This is a genomic window from Microcystis aeruginosa NIES-843 (assembly GCF_000010625.1).
GTDB classification, from domain to species: domain Bacteria; phylum Cyanobacteriota; class Cyanobacteriia; order Cyanobacteriales; family Microcystaceae; genus Microcystis; species Microcystis aeruginosa.
This window is the reverse complement of the sequence record NC_010296.1, coordinates 77246-93297: the sequence shown is the minus strand read 5'-3', so window position 1 is coordinate 93297 and position 16052 is coordinate 77246. Positions and strand designations below refer to the sequence as shown.

13 protein-coding genes and 2 pseudogenes are annotated in these 16052 nt (G+C 41.1%); 10 read left to right on the top strand and 5 right to left on the bottom strand.

Annotation, left to right across the window (positions count from 1 at the left end):
- Positions 1 to 36: 36 nt before the first annotated feature.
- Together MAE_RS00495 and tnpA are read right to left on the bottom strand one after the other, a co-directional pair.
- Positions 37 to 522: a Tic20 family protein gene (locus MAE_RS00495; protein WP_002762922.1), complete on the bottom strand. Its 486-nt coding sequence runs from the start codon at positions 520 to 522 to the stop codon at positions 37 to 39.
- A gap of 148 nt (positions 523 to 670) precedes the next feature.
- A complete protein-coding gene (gene tnpA / locus MAE_RS00490) occupies positions 671 to 1102 on the bottom strand; it encodes an IS200/IS605 family transposase (protein ID WP_012263857.1) in 432 nt (143 codons plus the stop codon).
- 49 nt (positions 1103 to 1151) lie between these two features.
- Here tnpA and MAE_RS00485 point away from each other — a divergent pair.
- Positions 1152 to 2397, top strand: a pseudogene (locus MAE_RS00485) (RNA-guided endonuclease InsQ/TnpB family protein).
- Positions 2398 to 2408: 11 nt separating this feature from the next.
- Here MAE_RS00485 and nuoF read toward each other — a convergent pair.
- Both nuoF and hoxE read right to left on the bottom strand, forming a co-directional pair.
- Positions 2409 to 4016 (bottom strand): NADH-quinone oxidoreductase subunit NuoF, encoded by a 1608-nt coding sequence (nuoF, locus tag MAE_RS00480; protein ID WP_002797504.1) that lies wholly within the window; start codon positions 4014 to 4016, stop codon positions 2409 to 2411.
- Between the two features lie 28 nt (positions 4017 to 4044).
- Positions 4045 to 4554, bottom strand: coding sequence for a bidirectional hydrogenase complex protein HoxE (hoxE, locus tag MAE_RS00475; protein ID WP_002762924.1), 510 nt, complete (start codon positions 4552 to 4554; stop codon positions 4045 to 4047).
- A 597-nt stretch (positions 4555 to 5151) separates the two neighbouring features.
- On the opposite strand from hoxE, the gene MAE_RS00470 reads away from it, so the two are divergent.
- A complete protein-coding gene (locus MAE_RS00470) occupies positions 5152 to 6072 on the top strand; it encodes a DUF4351 domain-containing protein (protein WP_012263854.1) in 921 nt (306 codons plus the stop codon).
- On the opposite strand, the gene MAE_RS33060 is transcribed toward MAE_RS00470, so the two are convergent.
- Entirely contained in the window at positions 6044 to 6196 is a 153-nt protein-coding gene (locus tag MAE_RS33060) for a hypothetical protein (RefSeq protein ID WP_155120265.1), read from the bottom strand. The genes MAE_RS00470 and MAE_RS33060 overlap by 29 nt on opposite strands.
- A gap of 135 nt (positions 6197 to 6331) precedes the next feature.
- Here MAE_RS33060 and MAE_RS00465 point away from each other — a divergent pair, with 135 nt between their 5' ends.
- From MAE_RS00465 to MAE_RS28105, 8 genes and pseudogenes are all read left to right on the top strand, one after another.
- Positions 6332 to 6577, top strand: a complete 246-nt coding sequence (locus MAE_RS00465; protein WP_002797501.1) for a UPF0175 family protein — start codon at positions 6332 to 6334, stop codon at positions 6575 to 6577.
- Positions 6574 to 7071, top strand: a complete 498-nt coding sequence (locus MAE_RS00460) for a DUF3368 domain-containing protein (protein ID WP_012263852.1) — start codon at positions 6574 to 6576, stop codon at positions 7069 to 7071. Before MAE_RS00465 ends, MAE_RS00460 begins: the two co-directional genes overlap by 4 nt.
- Before the next feature lie 154 nt (positions 7072 to 7225).
- The gene (locus MAE_RS00455; RefSeq protein WP_002797498.1) at positions 7226 to 7516 is read left to right on the top strand and encodes a DUF4347 domain-containing protein; all 291 of its coding nucleotides are present in this window, start codon (positions 7226 to 7228) and stop codon (positions 7514 to 7516) included.
- 53 nt (positions 7517 to 7569) lie between these two features.
- On the top strand, positions 7570 to 8589 hold the full coding sequence (locus MAE_RS00450) for an Rpn family recombination-promoting nuclease/putative transposase (RefSeq protein ID WP_012263851.1): 1020 nt from the start codon (positions 7570 to 7572) through the stop codon (positions 8587 to 8589).
- A 135-nt stretch (positions 8590 to 8724) separates the two neighbouring features.
- Complete coding sequence (locus tag MAE_RS00445) at positions 8725 to 9072, top strand: DUF4347 domain-containing protein (RefSeq protein ID WP_012263850.1); 348 nt, start codon at positions 8725 to 8727, stop codon at positions 9070 to 9072.
- Positions 9069 to 10079 (top strand): hypothetical protein, encoded by a 1011-nt coding sequence (locus MAE_RS00440; protein WP_012263849.1) that lies wholly within the window; start codon positions 9069 to 9071, stop codon positions 10077 to 10079. Before MAE_RS00445 ends, MAE_RS00440 begins: the two co-directional genes overlap by 4 nt.
- A 26-nt stretch (positions 10080 to 10105) precedes the next feature.
- A pseudogene (locus MAE_RS00435) lies at positions 10106 to 10516 on the top strand (hypothetical protein); the annotation flags it as partial.
- A gap of 141 nt (positions 10517 to 10657) precedes the next feature.
- Complete coding sequence (locus tag MAE_RS28105) at positions 10658 to 15949, top strand: Calx-beta domain-containing protein (RefSeq protein WP_012263848.1); 5292 nt, start codon at positions 10658 to 10660, stop codon at positions 15947 to 15949.
- Positions 15950 to 16052: the final 103 nt, after the last annotated feature.

Genomic DNA, 16052 nt, shown 5'->3' with positions numbered 1-16052 from the left:
GACTGTAGCCGAAAAAGGGGACAAACTCAAGTTAACCTAACCTCCCACCTGGGAATAGGCCGCCTCGGAAATTGTGGGAATATCGGCGTATTTGCCGATAACCGACTGTATAATGCTGTAAACACAGGCGGCAAATGCTCCCAAAAAGACGACGTTAAAAAGAGTTTCTACCACTAAATTCGCCCCTAAACCCCTAGCGACGAAACCTAAGACCAATCCCAATAAATACACCAAAATCTCGATTAAAATCGCCTGCATGGTGTTAAAGCGGATAAAATGACTGATGCGGGGATTGCGTACCACGGCGAAAAAGAGGACGAAAAAGATAATTAAACTGCCAAAGCTTCCCAGAGAACTATAGAGAAAAGCTAAGGGATATAAGGCTATTGCTAAGGCCGCTCCTAAAAAAGGAATTTGCTGAAAGATAAAGATCCCGAAGGCAAAAGCCGAATATAAGGGTAAAAGATATACTAAAGCTGCAAAAATGCGATCTTTTGTATCGGTTGAGCCGCGCCAAGTCATAATCTATTGTCTCCTGAGACTACTGCTAACTCTCTTCAAGATAACCCGGCAGCCCACCAGACTTCGCGTAACTGAAGAAATTGATCGAGGCCGAAGATTGTTAGGCCTCGATCGAGTTATCGAAAATTTGGGTTAAAACCCCGTCGTTTTACGACGGCTTTTCCTGATTTTTAATGTAGCACTTAAGAACTTCCAGTGGCGCACCTCCTACAGAAGATACAAAATAACTGGGCGACCAAAGAGCGTCTTTCCCGTACGGTTTAGGATAACCAGCTTGTCCATACCTGCGACTAGAGACTCCCTTTAAAGAATTGACCATCACGGAAATAGATAGTTTCGGTGGGTATTCAATCAATGCGTGTACATGATCAGACTCCCCATTAAATTCCAATATCTGAAAATTCATCTTTTCCGCAACTTCTCTAAAAGATTTTTCAACCAAAGTCAGACTTTTAAAAGACTTTTCAACCAAAGTCAGACTTTTACCAGTAAAAACCTTTCTTCTGTATTTTGTCACACAGACCAAGTGTATCTTTAAATCGGAAACAGAGTTTCTTTCTTTTCGCAACCGACTTGACATTATTAACAGACCTAGTTAAAATAAATACAGACACACATATCTTAACCCAATGAAAGCAAGGTATCAATACCGTATTTACCCAACAGACCAACAAAAGAGGCTTTTGTCTCAGTTGTTCGGGTGTGTGCGCGTTGTCTGGAACGATACCTTAGCTTACTGTCAAGAACTCTATCGACAAGGGGAGAAAAAGCCAAAATATACTGAGTTATCTAAAAGACTAACTCAAGTCAAGAAAACAGAAGAAAAACAGTGGTTAACCGAGGTTTCTTCTATCCCTTTACAGCAGTCTTTGAGAGACTTAGAGACAGCCTATTCTAACTTTTTTGCATCTTGCAAGGGAGAAAGAAAAGGAAAGAAAGTCAAACCTCCTAAATTTAAGAAGCGTAAATCTAAACAATTAGCAAGATTTACCGATAATGGTTTTACCGTTAACCAACACTGCGTTACTTTAGCGAAAATCGGTGATTTAAGAATAGTTTGGAGTCGCCCATTACCTTCTAAACCTTCTAGCGTCACCGTGATCAAAGACGCATCAGATCGATACTTTCTTAGTTTTGTCGTCGAGATTCAGTCCGAAATACTTCCCAATAATGGGGAGTCAGTGGGAATTGATCTAGGGATTGCTACCTTTGCTACCCTCTCAACAGGAGAAAAGATAGACGCACCGAAACCGTTAAAGAAACGATTAAAACGACTAAGAAGAGCATCGGAAAAACCTTTCTAGAAAACAGAAGGGAAGTAAACGACGGGAAAAAGCTAGGAAACGAGTAGCTAGAATCCACGCAAAGATTAAAGACACTCGCACTGATTTCTTGCATAAAATATCCACTAGAGTTGTTCGTGAAAATCAAACGATAATTTTAGAGGATTTAAACACATCGGGAATGGTTAAAAATCGCAAGTTGTCCCGTGCTATATCAGATTTAGGATGGCGTTCTTTTCGAGATATGCTATCGGCAAAATCTGACAAATATGGGCGTGATTTTCGGATAATTTCCCGATGGGAGCCAACGTCTCAGAGGTGTTCCTGTTGTGGGAATATCGGCGGGAAGAAAGCGTTAAATATCCGTGAGTGGGAATGTCTTTTCTGTGGGACTTTCCATGATCGAGACGTGAACGCCGCAATTAATATCAAGGTCGCCGGTGGGCAATCGGAGACCTCAAAAAACGGACGCAGAGGAAAGTGTAAGACTTCTGTTAAAGAAGCAGCATCCCGTGAAGCGTCAACCCAACCGAAGATCGTTCAATTAAGTTTGTTTGATCTGCCGGTCATCACCGTCCGGCCCCGGCGGTGAGGATGTCAATCTCAAACAGAGACGGGGTGCTTGATTTCCTGTAACAGAGCCAGATATTCCTCCTTAAAATACTTTAGGGTACTTAAAATCGGATTGGGAGCGCTTTGACCAAGACCACAAAGACTGGTTTCCTTGACCATTTGACAGAGATGTTCTAGGTTTTCGAGGTCGTGAATATCGGCCTTTCGAGCGATAATTTTGGCCAATAATTCAAACATTTGTACTGTTCCCGTGCGACAGGGGATACATTTACCACAGGACTCCTCGCGACAGAATTCCATATAGAATTTCGCCACTTCCACCATGCTGGTGGTATCATCCATAACCACCATCCCCCCGGATCCCATCATCGAACCGAGTTTGGCTAAGGATTCGTAATCCACGGGAGTATCGAGTAAATTAGCGGGAATACAACCCCCAGAGGGGCCGCCGGTTTGTACCGCTTTTACTTGACCATCGGGAACACCACCCCCCATCTCCTCGACAATTTCCCGGAGAGTAATACCCATCGGCACTTCAATCAGCCCATTATTGCGGATTTTTCCCGTTAAAGCGAAGATTTTTGTGCCTTTACTGCTGGCAGTACCGATATTGGCGTACCAAGCGGCTCCCTCGCGGATAATAGCGGCGATATTAGCGTAGGACTCGACGTTATTAATCAGGGTGGGACAACCATCGAGGCCCGATTGGGCCGGATAGGGGGGACGGGTGCGGGGAGTGCCGCGGCCGCCTTCGATGGAATGGATGAGAGCGGTTTCCTCTCCACAGACAAAAGCTCCCGCCCCGATGCGGATATCCACCTTAAAATCGAAAGTGGACTCGAATACTTGGGAACCCATTAAACCGAATTTTTTGGCCTGATTAATCGCTTTTTGCAGACGATCAATCGCCAGAGGATATTCGGCTCTAACATAGATATAACCATGATCGGCCCCCACAGCATAGGCAGCGATCGCCATTCCTTCCAGGACTAAATGGGGGTCACTTTCCAAAACACTACGGTCCATAAACGCCCCGGGATCCCCTTCATCGGCATTACAGATAACGTATTTTTGTTTACCCGGTTGTTTAGCCACCGTCGCCCATTTTAAACCGGTGGGATAACCCGCACCGCCCCGGCCGCGCAAACCGCTTTGGGTGATTTCCTCCACCACCTGGGCCGGAGTCATCTCGTAGAGGGCCTTGTAGAGAGATTGATAACCCCCGACGGCGATATATTCCTCAATGCGATCGGGATCGATTTTACCGCTATTTTCCCGGACAATTTTGACTTGATGGGAGAAAAAGGGATGTTTTGAGTCCCCTAATTGCACCTCGGTTTTGCCGCCGTTTAAGGCTGCAATAATGCTGGCCGCACTTTCCGGGGTGACTTCTTCGTATAAGAGATCCTGGGGATCCACTTCCACCAACGGACCGCGACCACAAAAACCCATACAACCGACCCCGACCACTTCGACTGTATCCTCTAGGTCTGCCTCTTGGACGGCAGTGGCGAGGTTTTTTTTGATTTGGAGGGAGTTAGCAGCTTGGCAACCGGTGGAAGTGCAACAATGCACCCGGATGCTTTTTTGTCTAGTTTTTTCTTTCTCGGCCACTGCCAATAATTCTTGTAAGTCCATATTCTTCTCAATCCACTAGAGTGAAAAATTACTGGGAGAAACTCTGTAGTTTCGCTAAGACAGTTTCCGAATCTTGTTTAGGGGCCACGACTCCATCGAAGACCACGGCCGGCGCAATCCCACAGGCCCCGATACAACGGGCCGACACTAGGGAAATTTCTCCATCGGCGGTGGTTTCTCCCACTTTGACATCAAAGGCGTTTTCGATGTCTTCGAGGATTTTGCCGCTGCCTTTGACATAACAAGCAGTCCCCATACAGATGATACAGGTGTGTTTTCCCGCCGGTTTCAGGGAAAAGAGATGGTAGAAGGTTGCTACCCCATAGACGCGACTGAGGGGCAGTTTTAGCGCCCGGGCAACGTAGAGGAGAACATCTTCTTCTAGGAATCCAAAGGCTTCTTGAGCTTTGTGCAGGACTTCAATCAGGGCTGATTGATTATATCCTGCCCGCTTCATGGTGATGTCGAGGACTTTGAAGCGTTTATCGCCACTGGGATGCTCTTTTTTCTCCGTTTGACGAGGATTGGCAGTTTGCATAAATCTGAACCAAATAAATTTTAGGGGCGATGACGGGAAAAAGATGGAGAGTTGTCGGTTTTCCTTGGTCATCTCCCTGCTTTTATTCTGACACTGGCTCCGGAGGGCGATCGATAACTTTATCTTTCCTTTAGTTATTGGGGGATATTCAGTTATCAGTGACCAGTAATCAGTTTCCCTAAGCTGTGGAAGATGAATTTAAGCCATTTTTCAAGAATCTGGACTGAGATATAAGGCAATGCTGCATTACACTGCGTTAATACCAACGATAAGAAAGGCAATCGCACTCGATAAGATTGAACCCCACAGAAAACGGGTTTCTTTAAGAAACCCGTTTTCTGAAAGCATCCCCCTCTTTTCGTAAGTAGCTGGTTATAATTAAATTAAAAATGGATTTTAGGTTCGATCCCCCCTGCCCCTAGGGTTGATTCATGAATCAACCCTACCCTTGATAACGGGGGTGTCTGATAATTTTTAACGCCTACCTACTTAGGTTAAAGGGGTAAGGTTATAACAATCTGCTGCCAAAACAGACTTTTCAGAATATAATAGAGAAGAGTAGTCATTCATCACTCAGATTAGTTAAGATGATATTACATGACTAATAATATTGACCATGATCGCTTATTTAAGGAGTTAATCTCCATCTTTTTTGTCGAATTTATCGAGTTGTTTTTCCCTCAATTGATCAATTATTTAGATAGGGACTCGATTACTTTTTTAGACAAAGAAGTATTTACAGATGTCACGGAAGGAGAAAGGTATGAAAGTGATTTAGTCGCACAGGTTAAGTTTCGAGGAAAAGAATCTTTCTTTCTGATTCATGTAGAGGCGCAGGAAAGTTCCCGAAAGTGGTTTAACCGGCGAATGTTTACTTATTTTGCTCGCTTTCATGAGAAATTTGTCTTACCGATTTATCCGATTGTAATTTTTTCTTATTCAAGGCCAAAAAGAGCAGCGATTAGTCAATATGTGGTCGATTTTCCCGATTTTAAGGTCTTAGAATTTAACTATCAAGTAGTGCAGTTAAATCGATTAAATTGGCGAGATTTTCTCAATCAGCCGAATCCGGTTGCTTCAGCTTTGATGGCGAAGATGAACATTGCCGAGAAAGAGCGAGCAAAAGTTAAGGCCGAATGTCTGCGCTTGTTAATTACTTTAAGGTTAGATGCGGCGAGAATGCAATTAATTTCTGGATTTATTGATACTTATCTCAATCTAAATCCGGTCGAAGAGATACAATTTCAACAAGAGATTAGCACATTTAGTCAACCCGTACAGGAGGGAGTTATGCAAATTACCACCAGTTGGATGCGTCAAGGTATCGAACAAGGTATTGAACGCGAAAAGACATTGATTCTTCGTCAACTTAAACGCAAGTTAGGGGAGATTAATCCTTCATTAGAAACTAAAATTATGCAGTTAAGTATTGATGATGTCGAAGTATTAGGAGAAGCTTTATTCGATTTCTCTACGGTTGAAGATTTAATCAATTGGTTAAATACTTTAACTGCCTAGTTTTGACGTTAGCGATCGCATCTTCGCCATCACAAGCGGTGAGATTACTTCGGGTGGTTTTGGCTGAAAGAGAAAAGTTAACGCGGGAAGTATCCCCCTGACAATGACCCGCTAAAATTGTCATTATAGCTTGTTGATTGAAGTGAGGTCAAAGACAATGCTTTTTACCGTAGGGTGGGAATTACTCACCAATTCACCTTGACAGGCGGCGAAAAATAGGATAACATTTGTATAATTCTTGTCAAAATACGAAGAAAATATGAGTCTAGTTATTTCCCAAGAAGTGATTAAAGCAAGTGGTTTATCAGAGGATGAACTGTTAAAAGAGATTGTTATTATGTTATTTCAACAAGATAAGATTAGCTTGGGAAAAGCAAGTGAGTTATTAGGTATTAATCAAATCAAGTTTCAACGGCTGCTTTCTGAAAGAGGAATTTGTATTCATTATGATGTTGCTGAGTTTCAGGAAGATATTAAGCATTTAAAAAACAAAGGTTGGCTATGATCATTATTAGCGATACTTCTCCTCTCAGCAGTCTTGCTCTTGTTGGTTATCTGTCAATCTTAAAAGATATTTATACTAATGTTATTATTCCCCAAGCAGTTGCCAATGAATTGGCCAATTTAACTGAGGAAGATATCCGCATTAAAGCGACGCTTTCTCTGGAATGGATACAGGTTCAACAAGCCACTAATTTAGAACTTGTGGCTTGTTTGAGGAATGAATATAATTTAGATCTTGGCGAAGCAGAAGCAATCGCTCTTGCTTGGGAATTAAAGGCGGATGAATTGTTAATTTATGAACGTCTTGGACGGAGGGAGGCTGTGCGTTTGGGGCTGTCAATTACGGGTATTCTAGGAGTTCTTTTAATTGCTAAAAATAGAGGATTAGTTTCTAAGGTTAAACCGATAATGGAGTCTCTAATTAGCCAAGCAAATTTTCGCATCAGTCATCAACTTTATGAGGAGGTTTTGCAAACTGCAAATGAATTAGATTAAGTTGTGAGGGGGGAATTGAGAGACAATATTCAGAAAAACTGATGATTTAGAAATACAGTTTTCCCGATCAATGTTAACTTATGTTATGGAAGTCTTGAAAAATTGGCGCTTGTTGGGCTAAAACTGTTAGCAATAAACCTTTACAGTTAATATCATGAGTTCTCCCCTGTTGCCGATTCTTCCTGCTGTTGACGATATTTTATTCGATTTCGCTGAATCTGATGGCTTGAGTCAAGCTAATCGGGTGGATAGTGCGAGAAATCAGCGTTTAACCGCTACCGTAGTTTTCCTCGATGCTGGTGTTAGCGATTATCAAAGTCTCCAAGCTGGAGTAATTCCAGAAGTCGCCACCGTTATTCTCTCTCCCAATCAAGACGGAATCGAACAAATATCCGCTTTTTTACCACAAAATCCCCAGATTACCACCATTCACCTCTATTATTAAATCGGTGCGTTACGCTATCGCGCTTCACCCCTAAGAGTAAGCGGACAACTCCAATGAACCCAACAACAGCCAATTATGATGAACCCTGGAAAGAAGCATTAAGCGAGTATTTTGAAGCGTTTTTATGCTTCTTTTTTCCTGAAGTTCACCAACTAATTGATTGGACAAAAATTCCCGAATCCCTGGAAAAAGAACTCAAACGGATTACCGCTTCAGCTAAGACAAAAAAACGTTTCGCTGACAAACTTTATAAAGTCTGGTTACTCAGGGGTGAAGAAGTCTGGATTTTGATTCATATTGAAATTCAAAGTCAATACGAAGAAAATTTCCCTCAGAGGATGTATATTTATAACTATCGGGCCTTTGATTTGTATCAGAAACCAGTTATCAGTCTGGCAATTTTAGGAGATGAACGAGTAAATTGGCGACCAGATTCCTATAATTATACTATCGCTGGTTGTGAAGTGAGTTTGAAATTCCCAACGGTTAAATTACTGGACTATGAGGAAAGATGGACAGAACTAGAAACAAGTAGCAATCCCTTTGCTATAATAGTGATGGCACACCTGAAAACAAAAGCGACTACTGGGAAGCTGCCACAACGGGAACAGTGGAAGTGGAGGTTAATCAGGGGATTGTATGAAAAGGAGTTCGAGAGAGAACAGATAATTAAACTGTTTGAAATCATCGACAATATGATGACTTTATCCCCTGAATTGCAGTCAAGTTTAGAGAGTAAAATCAAACAATTTGAGGAGGAAAGAACCATGCCTTTAATGAGTAATATGGAGTTACGAGGAATCGAACGCGGTAAGGAAATTGGTAAGGAAATTGGGGAGTTACGAGGAATAGAACGCGGTAAGGAAATTGGTAAGGAAATTGGAGCGTTAGAAAATGCTCGTGATTTTGTCAAAACAGTTTTGCAAGCTCGCTTAGGTGAAGTTCCTTTAGATGTGGAACAATACCTGAATAAAGTTTCGGTACTATCTACATTACAAGAGATTGTTAAATTAGCAGCTACCGCTAATTCTCTCGCAGAATTTAAGCAGTCTTTGGCTAAAATCAATATCTAGAAAACGGGTTTCTTAGAAAACGGGTTTCTTAAAGAAACCCGTTTTCTGTATAATGTTAATTTTTGTTATATCCCCCTTGAAAAATTGGCGATTGTTTGCACAAAATAGTCGCATTAATCCTTTGCAGTTAACGTCATGACTTCTACCCTGTTGCCGAGCTTTCCTGCTGTTGACGATGTTTTGTTCAATTTTGCTCAATCTGATGGCTTGAGTCAAGCTAATCGGGTGGATAGTGCGAGAAATCAGCGTTTAACCGCTACCGTAGTTTTCCTCGATGCTGGTGTTAGCGATTATCAAAGTCTCCAAGCTGGGGTAATCCCTGGAGTCGCCACGGTTATTCTCTCTCCCAATCAAGACGGAATCGAACAAATATCCGCTTTTTTACCACAAAATCCCCAGATTACCACCACCAACTCTATTATTAAATCGGTGCGTTACGCTATCGCGCTTCACAGCCTACGAGTAAGCAAACAACTCAAATGAACCCAACAACCGCCAATTATGATGAACCCTGGAAAGAAGCATTAACCGAGTATTTTGAAGCGTTTTTATGCTTCTTTTTTCCTGAAGTTCACCAACTAATTGATTGGACAAAAATTCCCGAATCCCTGGAAAAAGAACTCAAACGGATTACCGCTTCAGCAAAGACAAAAAAACGTTTCGCTGACAAACTTTATAAGGCTTGGCTACTTGAGGGACAAGAAGTCTGGATTTTGATTCATATTGAAATTCAAAGTCAATACGAAGAAAATTTCCCTCAGAGGATGTATATTTATAACTATCGGGCCTTTGATTTGTATCAGAAACCAGTTATCAGTCTGGCAATTTTAGGAGATGAACGAGTAAATTGGCGACCAGATTCCTATAATTATACTATCGCCGGCTGTGAAGTGAGTCTGAAATTCCCAACAGTCAAATTACTGGACTATGAGGAAAGCTGGTCAGAACTAGAAGCAAGTAGCAATCCCTTTGCTATAATAGTCATGGCACACCTGAAAACAAAAGCGACTACTGGGAAGCTGCCACAACGGGAACAGTGGAAGTGGAAGTTAATCAGGGGATTATATGAAAAGGAGTTCGAGAGGGAACAGATAATTAAACTGTTTGAAATCATCGACAATATGATGACTTTATCCCCTGAATTGCAGTCAAGCTTAGAGAGTAAAATTAAACAATTTGAGGAGGAAAAAACCATGCCTTTAATGAGTAATATGGAGTTACGAGGAAGGAAAATTGGTGAGGAAATTGGGGAGTTACGAGGAATAGAACGCGGTAAGGAAATTGGTAAGGAAATTGGAGCGTTAGAAAATGCTCGTGATTTTGTGAAAAAAGTTTTGGAAAACCGACTAGGCGATATCCCTGGAGATATTGGACAATGTCTCAATGATGCTTCAGTTATTTCGGTTTTAGAAGAGATGTTAAAAGCCGCACTTATAGTAAATTCTTTTGAGGAGTGTAGGAAGTCTTTTAGTATCATCATAAATAAGTAGGGTGGGTAATACCTACCTTACTTAGTAAACTGTTTGAAATCATCGACAATATGATGACTTTATCCCCTGAATTGCAGTCAAGTTTAGAGAGTAAAATCAAACAATTTGAGGAGGAAAGAACCATGCCTTTAATGAGTAATATGGAGTTACGAGGAATAGAACGCGGTAAGGAAATCGGTAAGGAAATTGGCAAGGAAATTGGGGAGTTACGAGGAATAGAACGCGGTAAAGAAATTGGTAAAGAAATTGGCGCGTTACAAAAAAGCCGCGATGCCATAAAAACAGTTTTAACTGTGCGGTTTGGACAGATTTCTTCAGAAATTGAAGAGATAATCGGCAAAATGACTAACCCTACTATCTTAGAAGAGCTACTAAAATTAGCAGCTACCGCTAATTCTCTCGCAGAATTTAGGCAGTCTTTGGCAAGAATCCAATAATCTTATCCTAATATCTAGAAAACGGGTTTCTTTGAGAAACCCGTTTTCTTGGAATAAATGTTAATTTCTGTTACAGGGGTCTTGAAAAATTGGCCATTGTTGAGCTAAAACTGTTAGCAATAAACCTCTGCTGTTACCGTCATGACTTCTACCCTGTTGCCCCTCCTTCCTGCTGTTGACGATGTTTTGTTCGATTTCGCTCAATCTGATGGCTTTTGGGCGAATTTAGAAACCGCTTTTGGCACAAGTTATGATGTGGTTAAAGCGACAGAATTACGACAGCAGTGGCAAAGCCGAGATTTTAGTCAACTTCCTGAGATTGAGGTTGTCAATAGCAGTGTTTTAGGTAGTGCAAATGGCGCTTATGGGATTAGCACCAATAAGATATATCTATCTGAAAGTTTTTTTGCTTCTGCTAGTTTAGATGCTTTGGTTGCGGTGATTTTAGAAGAAATTGGGCATTATGTGGATGCTCAAATTAATAGGGTGGATACGGTGGGGGATGAGGGAGAATTATTTTCTCATCTGGTGAGAGGGGTTAATTTAACTGAGGCTGAGTTAACTTATATTCAAACAGAAGATGATCGTTCTGTTATTAATTTAGGTGGACAATTTATAGGGGTTGAACAAACATCACCAATTACTTTAATTGTCAATACTACTATAGATGAGAATGATGGAAGTGCCACTATTGGGAGTGGTTTATCTTTGCGGGATGCTGTTACAATTGCTAATAAAAGTCCTAATACTCCCTATATTATTAAGCTGAAATCAGGAACGACTTATGCTTTAACTTATGTTAATAATACGACAACAGGCGATCGCAGTTTGAATACGAATGGTACGATTACCATTGAAACTGATGGAACAGCACTAGCTTCTATTGTTAATAATGCTAGTCCTATCTCTGGGGAGAATGATTATAATTCTATTATAAGTAACTCTAGTCAACTTGGAGTTACATTAAATAATCTCTATATCAGCAACAAAGCAGGAAGGGGAATTGACAACGACTACGGGGGAACATTAACATTAAACAACAGTACAATAACAGGTAATACGGCTACTTATGGAGGGGGAATTGACAACGATGGAACATTAACATTAACCAACAGTACAATATCTGGTAATACTGGAGGGGGAATTCACAACTGGGGAAGGGGAATATTAACGTTAACCAACAGTACAATAACAGGTAATACGGCTACTAATTTTGGAGGGGGAATTGAGAACGATGGAACATTAACGTTAACCAACAGTACAATAACAGGTAATACGGCTACTTATTCTGGAGGGGGAATTTACAACTGGGGAAGGGGAACATTAACATTAACCAACAGTACAATATCTGGTAATACGGCTACTGGTTATTATGGTTCTGGAGGGGGAATTTACAACTCTACGGGAACATTAACAATAACCGACAGTGCAATATCTGGTAATACGGCTACTGGTTCTGGAGGGGGAATTGAAAACTATGGAACATTAACATTAACTGACAGTACAGTATCTGGTAATACGGCTGCTTATGACGGAGGGGGAATTGACAACTATGGGGGAACATTAACATTAACCAACAGTACAATATCTGGTAATACGGCTACTGGTTCTGGAGGGGGAATTGAAAACTATGGAACATTAACATTAACTGAAAGTACAGTATCTGGTAATACGGCTGCTTATGACGGAGGGGGAATTGACAACGATGGGGGAACATTAACATTAACCAACAGTACAATATTTGGTAATACGGCTACTCGTTCTGGAGGGGGAATTTTCAACTCTACGGGAACATTAACAATAACCAACAGTACAATAACAGGTAATACTGCTGATGCTGGGGGGGGAATTTACAACGGGGGTACATTAACATTAACGAATAACATTCTTACTAACAATAATGCCAACTTAGGTGGTGGTATTTACAATAGGGGTACATGGAGTTCAAATAGTATTATTAGTGGACATACTGCGAACCAAGTTTGGTATATAGATTCAGATGGAGATTCAACTACATCTGAATCCAGCTGGATTAATGGTCAATGGATAGCAAATCCAATAGATCCAAAATATCCAAATATATATGATGATGCCACTTACACAGCACTCCCACCCACTCCTAATCCTCCACCTAAACCAACGATATCAGTCAGTAATGCGCGGTTTGATGCTCCCGCAGGGAAGGTTATTTTCGAGGTTAAACTATCCTCAACCTATGATAAACCCATAACCGTTGATTACTATACCCTTGATGGAAGTGCCAATTCAATAGACCCTAACCAATTAAAAGATTTTAACAATGTTGTCAAACAAACCCTCTCCTTTTTCCCAGGACAAACCAGTAAACAAATAGAAATTACTGTTTTAGGAAGTGCGCCTCCTACCGACCAAACCTTTGAGATTTTGGCTAGAGACACCGCTTATCGTGATTGGACAGATACGGACAAAGGCAAAGAAGTAGATAAGATCTATGACTATAGTGACCTGGGTTACGAAGGCTATCGTATCAATAAAGTTTTCAAAGATTCTAGCACAGGATTTGATGCTTTTGGTTTAACTTCTGATGAAAAATTCTTTCTGGTTTTAGCCAATCCCCTTAATGCCAATGAATTTACATCTAATAGCAATAACTTACTGCAAGATATTGCCAATACTTCAGGCGGTAACAATACCGCCGCCTATACTGCTGGACAGAATCTAATCAACCAACTCACCAGCGCCAATCAATCCTATACCTTCACTGATGGCACAATTTATGACCTTGCTAAACCTCCTGTTTTAGCCATTCGGGGTACTGAATTCTCATCTGGTAAAGATTTATTAAGTGATACTGAAACCGAAGGAGTTGGCTATAATCAATTTACTAACAATAAAGCCGCAATCAATCAATGGCTTTCAGAAGTATCTAATCCCGTAAGCGGATTGACTCTAAAACCTAATATTACAGGTCATAGTTTAGGCGGTGCATTAAGTCAGTGGGTAGGGGGTAGTTATACAGGACAACTCGGAAAGATTGTTACTTTCAATAGTCCGGGTATTTCTCAACAACCCGGCATTAATTTCAACGCTACTAATAACTTAGGTGTCACTCATTACATAACCTCGGCCGATGTGGTTAGCATTGCAGGTTCAACATACCTAAATGGACTCTGGAACTTAGAAAAATATTCAAAACTAACATCTGCAATTACTTTTGAAAAACATTCAGTTCCCGTCTTAAATCAAACTATTACAAGAACTAATTTGTCAAAGCCGACAGATTTAACTCGGAAAGTTGCCAACGGAAATACCACTGATTTAAGTAGTTACTGGTTTACATATTTGCCTGATGCTGATTATTTTGCATTGCAAATGATGATTAGAGGATTGGGAAGCTTACCTATTCCTGGAATTGGATTAACAGGAACATATCTGGCAGCGGCTTTAACTTATCGTGGAACCACTGAAAAAGTACGCCAAGCAATCGGAATTGCCATTGATGGTCTTGGAAATATATCCGATGCAGTAACATCCGCTTACAACGCAGCTAAATCTTGGACTTCAGATGCGTGGGATGCGATTATTGGACAGTCTGACAAGAAACTTGGTTTATCTCCATCAACTGCAAATCAAAGCAATTCAACGCAAACGCTTGCATCATCTTTTCTCGACACAAATAGCTATCAAATAGCAACAACAGCTACAGCATCACAGACAATTGATAACTTTTGGGATGCCATACCTGACTGGGGAGATAACGCTTGGCAAGCTACAACTAAATGGTCAGGAGATGCTTGGAACAGTATTGATGAATGGACACCCCAAACTTGGCAAGCAACAACTACCTGGACAGCAGCCGATTGGGATAAACCATTCTTTACAATCTCAAATCCGACAATTGTAGAAAACAATTCAGGAACAAACAACCTGGTATTTAAAGTTACATTGTCAACCACAAGTACCCAAACAATTACCGTAAATTATGCCACTGCTGATGACACAGCAACAGCAGGAAGCGACTATACAGCCACAACAGGGACTCTCACCTTTACCCCCGGACAAACCAGCCAAGATATTATTATTTCAGTCAATGGTGATACTGCAATTGAACCCGATGAGACTTTCTTGATTAACCTTTCTAATCCTAGCAATGCGCTGATTACAGATAATCAAGGATTAGGAACAATTACTAATGATGATGGTGATAATACCAGTGTCACTCTTGCGGTTTCTCCCAGTAGTGTGACAGAAGACGGGACAGCTAATCTCGTTTATACCTTCACTCGTACTGGTGTAACAACCAATGCTTTAACAGTCAATTACACCCTCGGAGGGACAGCTACCCTTAATACAGATTACACTCGTACAGGGACTAATAATACAGTCACCTTCGCTGCTGGTTCAGATACTGCGACTGTAACAATTGACCCCACTGCTGATACAAATGTTGAAGATGATGAAACCGTAACTTTAAACCTTGCTCCTGGGACGGGTTATACAATAGGTACGGCCACCGCAGTGACGGGGACAATTACTAATGACGATTTCTCCAAACTCTCCATCAATAATGTCACCGTTGTCGAGGGTAAAGATAATAATGCCATCCTCACCGTCACTGTCAACAACCCCAATCCACAACCAATTAGCGTCAATTATACTACTGCACCCATTAACGCTATCGCCAATGTAGATTACACTAGCAAAACTGGAACTATCACCATTGCACCTAATACTTCCACTGCTACTATTACCATTCCCATCCTCAATGATAACCTTAATGAGGCAAACGAAACTTTTGCCATTAACCTCAGTAATCCCGTCAATGCAACTCTTAGCAATAACAAGGGAATTGTCACCATCAGCGACACCTTAACCGCTAATGTCACCACTACCCTACCCGCCAATGTCGAAAACCTCAGACTAATTGGCAGTAATAATATTAATGGTACAGGTAACGCCGGTAACAATAAAATCACCGGAAATAGTGGCAATAATCAAATCAATGGACGTGCGGGAATTGATACCTTAACCGGTGGTTTAGGTGCAGATACTTTTATCTTCCAATTTGGTCAATCTACCATATCAACAAGGGATCGTATCACAGATTTTGCCATCAATAGTGATAAAATTGACTTATTAACTCAAGCTGGAAACGCCACGAGTGCGCCTAGCAATTTCAGTCGTGCTGCTAATAGCACTGTCACCACTTTACAGAATTTAATCAATCAAGTATTTACTGATGCCAATGGAGCCACTACAGGTAATCAAGGATTAGGGGTTAATAGTGCCGCCTTAGTGCAGGTAACAACCGGTGCGATAGCTGGAACTTACCTCGTTATTAATGATAGCACGGCTGGCTTCCAATCCAGCAATGATTTATTAATAAATATCACCGGATTTACCGGTACTTTACCAGCTTTAGGGAACATTCCAGTGGGTAATTTCTTTGTTTAATTAACAATCCTTCTAGCCACAACCTCGCTTTTCGAGGAGAATCTTTACTGAACCACAGATAGGCTTTTTCAATTCCCTGTTGTGCTTCAGGTTGTATGACCAC

What these genes read in the sequence shown, in the direction of transcription:
- MAE_RS00495 (WP_002762922.1), bottom strand. Translation starts at nt 522, where the DNA reads ATGACTTGGCGCGGCTCAACCGATACAAAAGATCGCATTTTTGCAGCT.
- tnpA (WP_012263857.1), bottom strand. Translation starts at nt 1,102, where the DNA reads ATGTCAAGTCGGTTGCGAAAAGAAAGAAACTCTGTTTCCGATTTAAAG.
- nuoF (WP_002797504.1), bottom strand. Translation starts at nt 4,016, where the DNA reads ATGGACTTACAAGAATTATTGGCAGTGGCCGAGAAAGAAAAAACTAGA.
- hoxE (WP_002762924.1), bottom strand. Translation starts at nt 4,554, where the DNA reads ATGCAAACTGCCAATCCTCGTCAAACGGAGAAAAAAGAGCATCCCAGT.
- MAE_RS00470 (WP_012263854.1), top strand. Translation starts at nt 5,152, where the DNA reads ATGACTAATAATATTGACCATGATCGCTTATTTAAGGAGTTAATCTCC.
- MAE_RS33060 (WP_155120265.1), bottom strand. Translation starts at nt 6,196, where the DNA reads ATGACAATTTTAGCGGGTCATTGTCAGGGGGATACTTCCCGCGTTAAC.
- MAE_RS00465 (WP_002797501.1), top strand. Translation starts at nt 6,332, where the DNA reads ATGAGTCTAGTTATTTCCCAAGAAGTGATTAAAGCAAGTGGTTTATCA.
- MAE_RS00460 (WP_012263852.1), top strand. Translation starts at nt 6,574, where the DNA reads ATGATCATTATTAGCGATACTTCTCCTCTCAGCAGTCTTGCTCTTGTT.
- MAE_RS00455 (WP_002797498.1), top strand. Translation starts at nt 7,226, where the DNA reads ATGAGTTCTCCCCTGTTGCCGATTCTTCCTGCTGTTGACGATATTTTA.
- MAE_RS00450 (WP_012263851.1), top strand. Translation starts at nt 7,570, where the DNA reads ATGAACCCAACAACAGCCAATTATGATGAACCCTGGAAAGAAGCATTA.
- MAE_RS00445 (WP_012263850.1), top strand. Translation starts at nt 8,725, where the DNA reads ATGACTTCTACCCTGTTGCCGAGCTTTCCTGCTGTTGACGATGTTTTG.
- MAE_RS00440 (WP_012263849.1), top strand. Translation starts at nt 9,069, where the DNA reads ATGAACCCAACAACCGCCAATTATGATGAACCCTGGAAAGAAGCATTA.
- MAE_RS28105 (WP_012263848.1), top strand. Translation starts at nt 10,658, where the DNA reads ATGACTTCTACCCTGTTGCCCCTCCTTCCTGCTGTTGACGATGTTTTG.